Source organism: Candidatus Pelagibacter sp. Uisw_134_02, assembly GCF_047720265.1.
GTDB lineage: Bacteria > Pseudomonadota > Alphaproteobacteria > Pelagibacterales > Pelagibacteraceae > Pelagibacter.
The window spans coordinates 255,239-269,353 of sequence record NZ_CP159813.1; the positions used below are offsets into that span (position 1 = coordinate 255,239).

Genomic DNA, 14,115 nt, shown 5'->3' on the forward strand with positions numbered 1-14,115 from the left:
TTGAAAAAAAACGCTACAAATGTTTTAAATCTTAAATAAATTATGTCTAAAAATAAAGAATTTGTTAAATTTGATAATGTAGATAAGAGTTACGATGGGAAAGTTTTAGTTGTTAAAGGTTTACAATTAGATATTGCCGAAGGTGAGTTTGTAACTATGTTGGGCCCCTCTGGATCTGGTAAGACAACATGTTTAATGATGTTAGCAGGATTTGAAACACCTACGCATGGTGAAATTTATTTAGATGGAAATGCGATTTCAAATATTCCACCTCATAAAAGAGGTATTGGTATGGTTTTCCAAAACTATGCTTTGTTCCCTCATATGACAGTATATGAAAACTTAGCTTTTCCATTAAGAGTTAGAAAAATTCCAAAAGATGAAGCAGATAAAAAAATTGATAAAGCATTATCTATGGTGTCTCTTCAAGGTTTTGAAGCAAGAATGCCCATGCAATTATCTGGTGGGCAACAACAACGAGTTGCTGTGGCAAGATCATTAGTTTTTGATCCACAAGTAGTACTTATGGATGAACCACTTGGAGCTCTAGATAAAAATTTAAGAGAAAGCATGCAGTATGAAATTAAACATATTCATGAAAGCATTGGTGTAACAGTTGTGTATGTTACTCACGATCAAACTGAGGCACTAACAATGTCAAGTCGTATTGCAGTTTTTAATGATGGAAAAGTTCAACAATTATCAAGCCCTGATGAACTTTATGAGAAACCAGTTAATTCTTTTGTTGCTGAGTTCATTGGAGAGAACAATACATTTGGTGGAACTGTTAGTGATATCTCAGGTGATACCTGTAAAGTTAAATTAGTTAATGGTACTGAAATTTTAGCAAATCCAATTTCGGTTAAAGCTAAAGGAGAAAAAACAACTGTATCATTAAGACCTGAACGAGCTTTAATTAATCCAAAAGACAAAATGGATAATAATCATAAAGGTAAAATAGAAGAAATTATTTATCATGGTGACCATACAAGAGTTAGAATTAATCTATTAGGCAATGATCAATTCATCTTAAAAATTCCCAATAGTAAATCTAATTTAGATATTAAATTAGGTAATGAAATTAGTGTTGGCTGGAACACAAAAGACAGCAGAGCTTTAGATCCTAAATAAATTTTAAAATTTTCCAAAAAATAAAGGCAAATTAGCCATAATTGACTGTTGACTCATGGAACCGATGTTGTTTTACTTTCACTTTATAAAATAATAAACGTTAACGTTAAATAGGAGAATAAATGAAAAAATTAAGTAAATTATTACTTGCTCTATCTTTTGTGCTTTCTATCACAACTTCAGCATTTGCAGTTACTGTAGTGTCTTGGGGTGGTGCTTACACTGAAAGTCAGAAGTTAGGATACGGTGATCCTACTGCTAAAAAACTTGGAATACCTGTTAATTGGGTAGACTACACAGGTGGATTATCTGAAATTAAAGCTCAAAAAGAAGCTGGCGCAATTACGTGGGATATTATCGACGTATATGCAAAAGACACTATCATTGGTTGTGACGAAGGTATTTTTGTTGAATTCGATTTCGACAAAGACTTTGCTCCTGCTCCGGATGGAACAAAAGCTTCTGAAGACTTCTTTACTGGCATGCCTTCTAAATGTGCAGTTGGAAATATCTTGTACTCTTGGAACTTTGCTTACAACAATGACACAATAGGAAGTAAAAAACCTAAAACTGCCAAAGACTTTTTTAATACTAAAAAGTTTCCTGGAAAAAGAGCAATCTACAAAGGTGCAATGTCTAACATAGAACTTGCAACTGTTGGTGCTTTAAAAGTGAAACCAAAAAAAGGTAACGGTAAAGTTTGGGAAGCTCTTGAGAAAGATGGTGGAGTAGATGCAGCAATTGCAGCAATCAAAAAACTTTGTACTGATCCAAAAGGTGGATGTGTATTCTGGAATGCTGGAGCTCAGCCGCCAGAACTACTAGCTAATGGTGAAGTTGTTATGGCTACTGGTTGGAATGGTAGATTCTTTAACGCGCAAATGGAAGGAACTCCAATAACGCAAGTATGGGATGGTCAAATTCTAGACTATGAATACTTTGCTATGGTTAAAGGTGGACCTAACGATGCTAACGGTAAAGCTATGAAAGTTCTTAGAGAAATGACAAGTTCTGAAGGTCTAGCAGGAAGTGCTAAGTATATTGCTTACGCTCCTTGGAGAAAATCTTCAATAGCTGTTATGGAAGCTGGAGAGCCTTGGTTTAAAGATGGTAAGACTAACATGGTACCACATATGCCAACAGCACCTGCCAACACTAAAAACTACATGCTTATGAATCCTAATTTTTGGGCTGATAACCAAGATGAAATCGGCGAAAAATGGGAAGCAATGAAAGCTGCACTATAATTTAGTATTATAGATTAAGTTTTTATTATAAAATACTAGGGCGGTTACACAATAACCGCCCTTTTTTTTTGAGAATTTTAAAATATGAGTACAGAACAAATATTATCATCAGACGGAGTACCTTTAGAAATCAGTTTAAAGAAAGCTGAGAGAAGAAATAAGATTAAAGCGATGCTGCTTGTAGGGCCATTATTTTTATTTCTTTTAATTACATACGTGTTTCCAATAGGTGATATGTTATTCAGAAGTGTTGATGATCGTATGATCACTAAAATGCTACCAAATACCTTTACAGCGATTGAAAAATGGGATGGCAAAGATCTTCCAGAAGAGCCAGTTTATGCAGCTCTTTATAAAGATTTGTCATATTTAAAAAAAACAAAAACATACGGTAAAATTATAGCAAGACTAAACTATGAAAAAGGTGGATTTAGTAGCTTAATAAAAAAAACAGTAAGAAAAATTAATAAATTTGAAGAGGGAAACTATAAAGAGCAGTTTATTAAAGTTCATAAAAGATGGGGTCAAATAGAGTATATGGGTGCTCTAAAGAATGCCTCTCCAAACTGGAGTTATGCTAAATATTTAAAGGGTGTAGATTTAAAGTTTGATCAAGAGAGAAACATAATTCAACAACCAGAGGACAGAAGAATTCATAAAATACTATGGTTAAGAACTCTCAAAGTTGCTTTTTGGGTAACTATATTTTGTTTCATTCTTGCTTATCCAATTTCATATTTATTAGCTACATTACCAATGAAATATAGTAATTTACTGATGATATGTGTACTTCTTCCATTCTGGACATCACTATTGGTCAGAACCTCAAGTTGGATGGTTTTACTTCAGCAGCAAGGCCCAATTAATGATTTGATTGTATGGCTTGGACTTGCAGCAAATGATGCTAGACCAGAACTAATGTATAATGTAATTGGAACCTTTGTTGCAATGACTCAAATTTTATTACCATTTATGGTTTTACCGCTTTACAGTGTAATGAAAACAATATCTCCAAGCTTAATGAGAGCTGGAAAATCTTTGGGTGGAACACCATTTGTAGCATTTAAAAAAATATATTTTCCATTAACAATTCCAGGAATAGGTGCTGGATCCTTGTTAGTATTTATTTTAGCAATAGGTTATTATATAACTCCTGCATTAGTTGGAGGGGCAAGTGGGTCTTTGATTAGTAATACAATTGCCTATCATATGAAAAGTTCTCTAGATTGGTCATTTGCTGCTGCATTAGGTACCATGTTATTGATTGGTGTCTTAACTATTTACTGGATCTATAATAAATTAGTAGGGATAGATAATATTAAATTAGGATAAATTATGTCATTACCAAATTATACATCATGGAACTACAGAGTTTGGCACTACACATATCTAACGATTTGTGCGTTAGTATTTTTCTTTTTAATTGCACCTTTGTTTATAATCTTACCACTTTCATTTAATGCAGAGCAATACATTCATTTTTCTAAAGGAATGATAGCACTCGACCCAGACGCATTTTCATTAAGATGGTATGAGGACATGATTTATGGAACTAAAAACCCATGGGGACTTGCTGCAAAAAATAGTATTATCATTGCTTTCTTTGCAACTATTGGCTCAACAATTCTTGGAACAGTTGCAGCATTAGGTTTAAGCAGTAGGCATATGCCTTACAAGGCAGCGTTCATGGCTTTATTAATATCACCAATGATTGTTCCTTTAATTATTTCTGGAACAGCAATATTTTTCTTCATGGCAAAAGTAGGTTTAGCTGCAACCCATACAGGAATAATTTTAGCACATATTATTTTAGGCACGCCATTTGTAGTAATTACAGTAACAGCAACATTATCAGGTTTTGATCATAGTGTTACCAGAGCTGCCGCAAGTTTAGGTAGCAATCCAGTAAACACTTTTATGAAAGTAACATTACCTTTAATTTTACCAGGTGTTATTTCTGGGGCACTTTTTGCTTTTGTAACTTCATTTGATGAAGTTGTAGTTGTATTATTTTTAGCAGGACTTGAAAATACCACTATTCCGATTCAAATGTGGGTTGGACTAAGAGAACAATTAAGCCCAACAATAATGGCTGTGGCAACTTGTTTAATCATAATGTCTACCTTAATTCTAGTTACAGCTGAATTACTTAGAAGAAGATCTGAGAGACTAAGAGGGATTAATCAGTAATTTATTTTACTAAATTTATTTTTTTTATTATAAGTAACTTTTCAATTATAAGATCTTATGCAAATTAAAAAAGTGGTAGTTATAGGTTCTGGGACAATGGGTAGTGGAATTGCAGCACATTTATGTAATGCAAATATACCAGTAACTTTATTAGATTTAAAAACAGAAATAAGTGAAAAAGCAAGAGACAGAATTCATAAATCAAAACCTCCCCTATTGCTTGATAAATCAAAGATAAATAATATCAAAGTTGGTAATATCTCAGACAATTTTTCAGAAGTAAAAGAAGCAGACTGGGTAGTGGAAGCTGTCGTTGAAAGAATAGATATTAAACATGATATTTATAAAAAAATATTTATGGAAAGAAAAAAAGGTGCGATAGTTTCCTCAAATACCTCATCTATACCTATTAAGGTTTTATCTGAACATTTATCAAAAGAGGAAAAAAAAGATTTTTGTATTACTCACTTTTTTAACCCAGTAAGATACATGGGGTTATTAGAGATAGTTAAAAATGAAAATAATGATTTAAATAAAATAAACTCTTTAAAAAGTTTTTGTGAAACAGAGCTTGGAAAAGGTGCAATTATTTGTAATGACACTCCAGGTTTTTTAGGAAACAGAATAGGTGTTTTTGCAATGCAAGTTGCAATGACTGAGGCTTTTAAAATGAAACTTAGCATAGAAGAAGCCGATGCTATCTTTGGAAGACCAATGGGTATACCAAAAACAGGTGTGTTTGGTCTTTATGATTTAATTGGCATAGATTTAATGGCTGATGTTTTAAAAAGTTTTATTAAAGAATTATCAGAAAATGATCCTTTTCAAATAGTTGCAAAAGAAATTCCTCTAGTAAAAACCTTAATAGAAACTGGGTACACTGGTAGAAAAGGTAAGGGAGGGTTTTATCGGGTTAATAAAACTGGTGAAGTTAAAGTCATGGAAGCAATTAATCTTGAAACTAGAAGGTATGTAGCAAGTAAAAAGATTAATATTAAATCAGATAAAGTTGATCTTAAAAAATTAATCTCAAGAGAAGACAGGTATGGTGAGTATGCTTGGTCTGTTATTTCTAAGATTATTAAGTATGCTTCTTCTTTAGTTCCATCAATTACAAAAGATTTTAATGATATCGATGAAGCAATGAGGTTAGGCTTTAATTGGACTAAAGGCCCTTTTGAAATGTTAGAAGAAATTGGAGTTGAAACTTTTTTTGATAAGATCGATGACTTTAAAGGAAATGTTTTTTTAGAAAATCTATTTCAAAGCAAAAATCAAGATTTTTATGGATCTAGACAAAAATATACTGACATTGAAACATTTGGAAAAGAAAAAAAGAAAGCAGTAAGCGTAGATGGAAATAGCTCTGCTCAGATATATAGATTTAATGATTTTAATATTGTCGAGTTTACAACTAAAGCAAATGCGCTAGATTATGACTCAATGGATGCTTTAAAAAAAGCTACAGATAAACCTTTGATTATAATAAATGAAAGTATGCAGTTTTCTGCTGGAGTAAATTTAAGTTATACGATGGATTTTGCAAATAAGAATGATTTTAAATCTATAGAAAAATTTATTAGATATTTTCAAGAAACCTGCAAACACCTTAAGTATTCTAATCACCCTGTTGTTTCTGCACCATCAGGATTAACACTTGGTGGTGGATTTGAAGTTATGGTCCAAAGTAATTTTGTAGCCTCACATACAAACATTGTAGTTGGATTAGTGGAAACAATAGTTGGGTTAATACCAGCTGGTGGTGGATGTAAGGAAATGTTAGCAAGATGGCTTGATACAGATAAAGCTAAAAAAGATCCTCATTATGCTCCTCTTAAAGTATTTGATATTATTGGATATGGAAAAACTGCAACTTCACCAGTTGAGGCAGAACCATTAAAATACTTAAAACCTGAAGATAAAAAAATAATGAACAGAAATAGTTTATTAGAAGTTTCAAAAAAAATCTTAAATAGTAATAAAGAATTTAAAGCTCCGTTGGAGACAGAATTTAATCTTCCAGGAAAAAAAGTCTTAATAGAAATGAATAAAATTGTAGAAAAACTTTACAATGAAAAAATAATTCGTGAGCACGGTGTTACAGTTGCAAAGGAATTGGCTTATGTCTTGAGTGGAGGAGATACAACTACTGATAAAATTTTATCAGAAGATGATTTATTTAAGTTAGAATTAGATGCTTTCATGAGACTAATTGAAACAAAAGAAACACAAGATCGTATTAAACACACATTAGCAACAGGAAAACCTTTAATTAACTAATATTTTCTATCTTCTTCTTTCTTTAACTCATTATCTATTATTTCTTCTACAACTTCTTCTTTTTTAAATTCTATTATCTTTTCATTTTCTTTTTTTTCTCTAATTAATTGGTCATTAAATTTCTTTATCAATTCCTCTTCTTTGGCTATTTGTTCCTTATCAAATTTCCTTTCCCATTCTTTTATTCTTTCTTCTTCATCTTTGACTCTTTTTTCCTCAAGAAACCGAGCTTCAGTTATTTTTTTTTCTCTTAGATCTTCCAATCTTATCTCTTCTTCTTTTAATTTTAATTCTTCTTCTGTTTTTCTATGATTGGCATCTTTTAGTCTTAATTCTTTGAGCTCTTCTATTTCTAATTTTTCTTTTAGCCTAAATTCGTTCTCTTTTTCTCTTAATTCATCGGCTTCTTTTAATATTTTTATTTCTTTTTCTCTTAATCTATCTGCCTCAATTTTTTTGATATTTTGTTCCAATTCATCGAGTTTTTGTTTTTGATAATTTAATTTATGCTCTTCTTCTTTTAATTTTTGCTGATCCTTTTTTTGTTTATCAATTTCAATTTCTTTTAATCTTTCCTCCTCATCTTTTATTTTTTGTTGAGCTTCACGAGCATTCTGTCTCTCAAGAGACATTAACTCATCTTTTTCAATTTTGGCTCTTTGTTGTTCTTGTCTTATTCTTTGCTTTTCAAGAAATTCTAGTCTTAGTTTTTCTTCTTTTAATCTTAAATCTTCTTGTCTTACTTTTTCCTCATCTTCATCTCTTAGTTTTTGCTCTTCAGTTTTGATTCTTTGAGCTTCAAGCTTAATCTTTTTTTTTTCAATTAGTTGTTGTTGTTTTATGATTTTAATTTTTATTTTTTCTTGATCCTCTATTCTTTTTTTTTCTTCCTTTATTAGATTTAATTCATTTTGTTTAATTAATTTTATTTCTTCTATTCTTTGTTTTTCTTGTTCTAATTTTTCTTTTTTTAATTCTTTAATTTTTTCTATTTTTAATAACTTGATTCTGTTTAGTTTCTTTTGTTTAATATTTTTTTTAAAATCTTCATATTTTTCAGTTAAAGAAAATGATTTGATATTTTTAAGCTTATCTAATTTTATTTTTTTAAAAATTTTTAATGGGCTTTCAAATAAATTTTTACTGTCCATATTGACCTTCTTAAGCTTTTTCTTAAGCTGATTTTTCATAAATACATCTTGATTGATTTTACCTCATACAAAAAGCATTATAGTGTCTATATTGGGTACAACCTGTAATTTAAAAGTGCTTTTTATTGGTCTATTTAACTATGTTAATAGTTCTGCAATATTTTGATCTAATTTTTTTTGAAAATTCTTATCATTACCTGGATTTGCTGCACAATGCCCATAAGGTGAGTCAATAGGTTTTAAAGAAACTCTTTTAATAAATTTTTCTTCATACATATTATCTTCTGTTTTAAAATATAAATCCTGATTACATGGCATCAAAATTGTTTTTGCTCTAATTGATCTTAAAGCTTTAATATAGTTTCCTTTATAGAGTGGGCCGTTGCTTATATTGTTTAGTTGCCAAGTCCTTAGTTTACTTAAAAGATCATTTGCATCCCAATTTTTTTTGTGCTCATTGGCCCAATCCTCTAGTAAATCATCAGCACTTTTAAAGCCAAATTTTTTATAAAGTTTTCTTCTATAAAAATCCTGAGAGAAGGCCCAACCAGCATATACACGCCCAAATGCTTTTAAGCCTGCAACGGGTTGTTTTTTATAATTTCCTTTATTCCAGTTTAGATCTGCAATTAATGCAGCTTTTACACCTTCTAAAAAAACATGATTATGTATTGAAGTTTTTGCCGATGCACAAAAAGGTAAAATCGCTTTGACCATATTAGGATACTGAGCTGCCCATTGGTAAGATTGACATCCAGCCAAAGACCAACCAGTCACTAATGCAATTTTTTTTATCTTAAGTTTTTCATTTATTAATTTATGCTGACAATAAATATTATCCCAAAGCGTTATTTCAGGAAATTGAGAACCACGCTGCAATTTATTACTATTGCTTGGTGATGTTGAAAGACTGTTACCAAACATATTTATTGAAATAATAAAATATCTATTTGGATTCATTGCCCTATTTTTTCCGATAAAACCTTCGTTACGAATATGAGTACCTGTATAAAAAGTTGGAAGTACAATTACATTTGATTGATCTTTATTAAGCTTGCCATAAGTTTTATAAACTAATTTCGCAGACTTTAAAATTTTACCAGATAAAAGCTTAACATTTCCCAAGTTAAACTCCTGATATTTTTTCATTAATAAAGTCTAAGATACTCTTTTACTTCCCAATCTGTAACTGCTTGATGATATCTTTCCCATTCATCATTTTTATAGGCAAGTAATGATTTTTTCATTACGAGACCTAAAACCTCATCAGTCAATTTATCATTTTTGAGAGCTTCAATTGCTGCTAATAAATTTCTTGGAAGTCTTTTAATTCCAAGTTTTTTAAATTCACTCTCAGACATATTGTATAAATCCTGATCAGTAGGTTCTCCTGGATGTATCTTATTTTCAATTCCCTCAATAGCAGCTGATATTGTCATCGAAAGTGCAAGATAAACATTCATCGTCATATCTGCTGCTCTATTTTCAATACAGTATCTATTTTGAGGTAATCGAAACTGTGCAGATCTATTATTATGTCCGTAAGTAATGTTTGTTGGTGCCCAAGTAACTGTCCCACCTTCAAATCCACCAACTCTAGGTACTAATCCATTATATGAATTCACAGTTGAGCAAGTGATTGAAGTTATTGCTTCAGCATGTTTCATGAGCCCACCAACAGCAAAGATTGACTCTTTAGACCATTTATTTCCACCATCAAATACATTTTTCCCATCTTTATCTACCATTGAGAAATTTATGTGGGCTCCAGATCTCCAATCACCTATTGTTGGTTTTGGCATAAAAGTAATAAACATGTTATTTTTTTTAGCTATTTCTTTTAAAAGAATTCGAAGGAAAACCAATCTATCACCCATCTCTAAAAGGTTTGTATAATGAAAATCCAATTCAAATTGAGAGTAAGCTCCCTCTGCAACCACATCATGTATCATCCAGCCTAGATCATTTAAAATATCTATTAGTTCTTTTAAAAAATGCATTGAATCTAATGTGTGTTCTACATCGTAACCAAAAGCCTGCCGTCTAGGTCTGATACCTTTAGCTGGATCATTATCAATGGCTTTAACTGGCTCACCATTTTCATCATACTTCATTGCAATAAATTCTGGCTCTATCCCAGCCATTCCTTTATATCCAGCATCTTGTGCTTTTTGCACAGCACGCTTTAAAGCTTGCCGGGGACAAACATTGTAAGGTTTATCTTCCCAAAAAAGATCTGCAAAAATAATAGCAGTAGTAGTGTCCCATGGACAAATATACACTGCATCTAAGTCTGGTAACATTACTTGATCAGAATCTGCAGGCGTGAGTTCAGGCACGAATGAAATAGAATGAACAGCAAATTGAGGTCCTTTACCCAAACATAATGGTTCAAAATCAGTCATTGGTACAGGTTTTGATTTTGGAATACCATGGAGATCAATCCAACTCGATAAAATATACTTTACACCAGCATCTTTTAGTCTTTTATGAACAGAAGGTATTTTTTTTCTATTACGTTCAACTGCATCTTTAAAGTTTTCATAATAAATTTTTTCATTTTTGTTCATATAGACCTCCTTTTTTTACTATTGTGGCATATCTTCAGGATCTATTCCTGGTACAAATGTAATACCAGCTTGTTGTTTCCAATCGTGAGGATAAGCAGCATAAAATATTACACACTTTTCATCACATTCATAAGCAATATGATTATCTTTTGGAATATAAAGCACATCTCCAGGGTTACAAATATAAGACGCCCCATCACATGTAAGACGAAAAGTTCCTGTCATACAATATATGATTTCATCACAAGTTAAATCCCAAGGTATAGAAGCTTTATTTAAAAAATTTAACCCTCCACACATTGTGTTACTTACTTTGCTAGTCACAAAAGGTTTAATATAACTTTTTCCTGGCTCTAAAGTATGAAGTCTATTTTCAATATCTTTAAACTTATATAATTGTGGTTTTTTTGACATTTATTTTCCCTTTCTATTTATACTTTTACTGGTTCATTTAACTCGACTTTGTATCCATCTGGATCTTCACAAAAAGCTATCACTCTAGTCCCATGCTTCATAGGACCTGGTTTACGGGTAATATTTATGCCTAATTTTGTAAGATCATCACAAGCTTTGTAAACATCTGGCGTTTCTATACAAACATGTCCCCATCCATTACCTTTATCATAATCATCTTTCTGTTCCCAATTACAGGTGAGTTCTAGACATGGTGACTCTGTCTCAAGACCATACCCAATAAATGCATTAGTAAATTTTCCTTCAGGATAATCTGTTTTTCTTAAAATTTTCATCCCTAAAGTTTTGCAGTAAAAATTAAAAGATGCTTCTAAATCTTTAACTCTGATCATCGTATGTGCAAGCCTGTAACCCTCTAGGTTATTTTCTTTAGACATTTTTTACCCTTCTTGTAATTTTAAAAGATCTTTTAATAGAACTAATTATAAGTTTTTGAAATGCTTGAACTCCTTTTTCCCACACTGGAGATAAAAGACCACCATTATTTGATGCTGGTGAAGATCTTCCTTCTTGTAATCTTTCACACATCTCATGATCTTCTTTATGAACACTCCACCATATATCTTTTGTTGTTTGGATCTCTTTTTTAGTCATACTCTTACCATCAGTTGTATAGATCACTCTTTTTTGCAAAGTTATACCTGGGCTTACAGGGATATTTAGATAAACACCAACTTGGTTTGGAAAATAAGTTCCCATTATAAAATTTGGAAAAAGTGACAAGTATCTTGATGTAACAGACAAAGCGCTATCATTTTTTTCATCTTCTTTTTCAACATCAATACCACTTCCATAACATTTACCATCCACAAAAGTATAATGATCCTTTAAGGGTTGATTTGTAGTTGTTTTATGGACAAACTGAACATGATAGGGTTCAATAAAATTTTCAATAAGGAACTTCCAATTAGTATTTATTTTTCCAAAATCTAAGGTTGCAACATATTTTAATTTTGTTAAGTCAATATCATTAAATCTTCTGATAAGAGGTTTAGCATACTCATTAAATTTTTTTGCCTTACCATTGAAATTTATAAAAATCCAATCGTGCCAAATATGAGTTCTAATTGGTTTTAATCCATGATCTGAAAAATTAAATCCATCAGGTTTATGATGATTTGTACCACCTATATGTGGCGCAGCTTTTAGCTCCCCGTTCAAATTATAACTCCAAGCATGATAAGGACATTTAATAATTTTTCCTATATTCTTTTTTTCATCAACTAGTTTCAAGCATCGATGACTACACACATTATGAAAAACAGAAATTTTGTTTTTAATATCTTTAACAATAAATATAGGCTTACTCGCAATGGATAAAGGAATTACATCACCAGAATTTTTAAGTTCATGAACCAGACCAACAAACAACCAATCATCAGACAAAACTGTATTACATTCTTTTTTCCAAAAACTCTCATCAGTATAAGATTCTGGAGGTAGTCCAAATATAGTATTTAAATTTTTAGGCTTTTTAATTTTAGTAAAGTTTCTTTGTTTCACCATCTGCTGTTCTATTAAATAAGCTCTGTTGATATATTGAAAACCTTATTGGAGAAATTTGGAGTTTACAATAAAATAGTTTCAGAGAACCAGTAAATTGGAACAAGAAATATAGAGTATTAAAATATGCAAATAAACGGTTTCTAAATGATTTAATTAAGCATTTTAAAGGTATTAATGAAATCAGGTCTCAGAACATACTCAGAATTATCTAAAAATTTAATTTTATTTAAGACTTTTATTCCATATATAACTCTACCAACTGGAGTATATTCACCCTCATACAATGGTTCATCCTCAAGTATTATAAAAAATTGACTATCTTCTGTATTATTTCTAAAAGTTCTAGCTAAACCAACACTTCCTTTTGTAAAGTTAAATTCACCTTCTAACTCAGAATTGATATTTCCTAATCCAGATTGACCTGTTCCTATTTTTCCATAATCTAAACTATTTTTTCTACCAAACTCTAAATCTCCAGCTTGAACTAATTTATTTTCAATTACTCTGTGAAAAGCAACATCGTCATATCTATTAGCTCTTATTAATGTTTTAAACCTTTCAACCGCATTTGGAGACACATCCGGATAAAGTTCTATGATAACATTTCCACATGGAGCATTAAGTATTGCTATATTCTCTGGATTGCTAAATTGAATATCATTTGGATTATAATTTTTGACAAATAAACATTTATTTTTGATAATTATATAAGAAGTCAAAGAAAATATTGCTAGGATCATTAAAAAGATCAATAGAATTTTTTCAGATATGGAGGCCCTAATTTTTTTTATCATTTCCTAAAACTTAAAAGTTTTATCCACTTTCAATATATTTCTTATTATAAACTCCTTTTTTTTTTGAAGAATTGAATCATTGTTAGGAATATTTATATCAAACATTATATGTGAAAAAACTTCTGCCATATCCTCGGAGGGTGTTGTCTTTGAGTATTCTGTTAAAAATCCATCTGTATCAATATACGTATTAAGATCAATTTTGTCAGTACATGTTGAGCAATCAGCATATTGAAAATTTTTTTTATTAAAATCCATCCATTCTTCTTCATTAAAAACTTCTTTATGCTGAAGATGCATTACATGAAAAACTTCATGATGGATTACTCTTTCAAAATAATCTTCATTAAATTTAATATCCAATATTAATGTTTTCATTACATTATCTGGAATACCAGCTGTATATAATTCTGAAATTGATAAATTTTCACACATGACAATATATTTCAGATTAATTTTTTTTAAAAAATCATAAGAATATCTATTAAGATTTTTATGAATAATTTTATATTTTACCTCTAAATCTTTCTTATTTGAATCTGAACAAACAATATTTTTTTGAGTACCCAGCCTAAAAGGTCTAGCAGCATAAAAATACTTAAGTTTATTTTTAGTATTTATTTCATAAATCTCTAGATTGGGTATTTTGATGAGATTATAAATGGTATTAGCTTTTAGTGGGGTAATAAAAATAATTAATAATAAAAAGGCTTTAATTAGGTTCATAATTCTGAAGATAGAATATATTCCATTCTCAAAGAATGTGGTACAT

Annotated in this window: 13 protein-coding genes; 5 read left to right on the forward strand and 8 right to left on the reverse strand. The window is 30.6% G+C overall.

Annotation, left to right across the window (positions count from 1 at the left end; all coding sequences use genetic code 11):
* Window positions 1-42 precede the first annotated feature (42 nt).
* The 5 genes from ABXT56_RS01335 to ABXT56_RS01355 all read left to right on the forward strand — a co-directional run bounded on the left by ABXT56_RS01335 (window position 43) and on the right by ABXT56_RS01355 (window position 6,848).
* The gene (locus ABXT56_RS01335; RefSeq protein WP_415300552.1) at window positions 43-1,131 is read left to right on the forward strand and encodes an ABC transporter ATP-binding protein; all 1,089 of its coding nucleotides are present in this window, start codon (window positions 43-45) and stop codon (window positions 1,129-1,131) included.
* Between the two features lie 122 nt (window positions 1,132-1,253).
* A complete protein-coding gene (locus tag ABXT56_RS01340; RefSeq protein ID WP_415300554.1) occupies window positions 1,254-2,378 on the forward strand; it encodes an extracellular solute-binding protein in 1,125 nt (374 codons plus the stop codon).
* A gap of 84 nt (window positions 2,379-2,462) precedes the next feature.
* Window positions 2,463-3,710, forward strand: coding sequence for an ABC transporter permease (locus ABXT56_RS01345; protein WP_415300556.1), 1,248 nt, complete (start codon window positions 2,463-2,465; stop codon window positions 3,708-3,710).
* A 3-nt stretch (window positions 3,711-3,713) separates the two neighbouring features.
* On the forward strand, window positions 3,714-4,568 hold the full coding sequence (locus ABXT56_RS01350; protein WP_415300558.1) for an ABC transporter permease: 855 nt from the start codon (window positions 3,714-3,716) through the stop codon (window positions 4,566-4,568).
* Between the two features lie 57 nt (window positions 4,569-4,625).
* Window positions 4,626-6,848 (forward strand): 3-hydroxyacyl-CoA dehydrogenase NAD-binding domain-containing protein, encoded by a 2,223-nt coding sequence (locus tag ABXT56_RS01355; protein WP_415300560.1) that lies wholly within the window; start codon window positions 4,626-4,628, stop codon window positions 6,846-6,848.
* Here ABXT56_RS01355 and ABXT56_RS01360 read toward each other — a convergent pair.
* From ABXT56_RS01360 to ABXT56_RS01395, 8 genes are all read right to left on the reverse strand, one after another.
* Window positions 6,845-8,038 (reverse strand): primosomal protein, encoded by a 1,194-nt coding sequence (locus tag ABXT56_RS01360; RefSeq protein ID WP_415300567.1) that lies wholly within the window; start codon window positions 8,036-8,038, stop codon window positions 6,845-6,847. The genes ABXT56_RS01355 and ABXT56_RS01360 overlap by 4 nt on opposite strands.
* Window positions 8,039-8,137: 99 nt before the next feature.
* Entirely contained in the window at window positions 8,138-9,148 is a 1,011-nt protein-coding gene (locus tag ABXT56_RS01365) for an alpha/beta fold hydrolase (RefSeq protein WP_415300569.1), read from the reverse strand.
* Entirely contained in the window at window positions 9,148-10,569 is a 1,422-nt protein-coding gene (locus ABXT56_RS01370; RefSeq protein WP_415300571.1) for a glutamine synthetase family protein, read from the reverse strand. Before ABXT56_RS01370 ends, ABXT56_RS01365 begins: the two co-directional genes overlap by 1 nt.
* 18 nt (window positions 10,570-10,587) lie before the next feature.
* The gene (locus ABXT56_RS01375) at window positions 10,588-10,983 is read right to left on the reverse strand and encodes an AraC family ligand binding domain-containing protein (RefSeq protein WP_415300573.1); all 396 of its coding nucleotides are present in this window, start codon (window positions 10,981-10,983) and stop codon (window positions 10,588-10,590) included.
* A 17-nt stretch (window positions 10,984-11,000) separates the two neighbouring features.
* On the reverse strand, window positions 11,001-11,420 hold the full coding sequence (gloA, locus tag ABXT56_RS01380) for a lactoylglutathione lyase (protein WP_415300575.1): 420 nt from the start codon (window positions 11,418-11,420) through the stop codon (window positions 11,001-11,003).
* Complete coding sequence (locus ABXT56_RS01385; protein WP_415300577.1) at window positions 11,413-12,549, reverse strand: aromatic ring-hydroxylating oxygenase subunit alpha; 1,137 nt, start codon at window positions 12,547-12,549, stop codon at window positions 11,413-11,415. Before ABXT56_RS01385 ends, gloA begins: the two co-directional genes overlap by 8 nt.
* Before the next feature lie 149 nt (window positions 12,550-12,698).
* Window positions 12,699-13,343 (reverse strand): peptidylprolyl isomerase, encoded by a 645-nt coding sequence (locus ABXT56_RS01390; protein WP_415300579.1) that lies wholly within the window; start codon window positions 13,341-13,343, stop codon window positions 12,699-12,701.
* 3 nt (window positions 13,344-13,346) lie between these two features.
* Window positions 13,347-14,069: a putative zinc-binding metallopeptidase gene (locus ABXT56_RS01395; RefSeq protein ID WP_415300581.1), complete on the reverse strand. Its 723-nt coding sequence runs from the start codon at window positions 14,067-14,069 to the stop codon at window positions 13,347-13,349.
* Window positions 14,070-14,115: the final 46 nt, after the last annotated feature.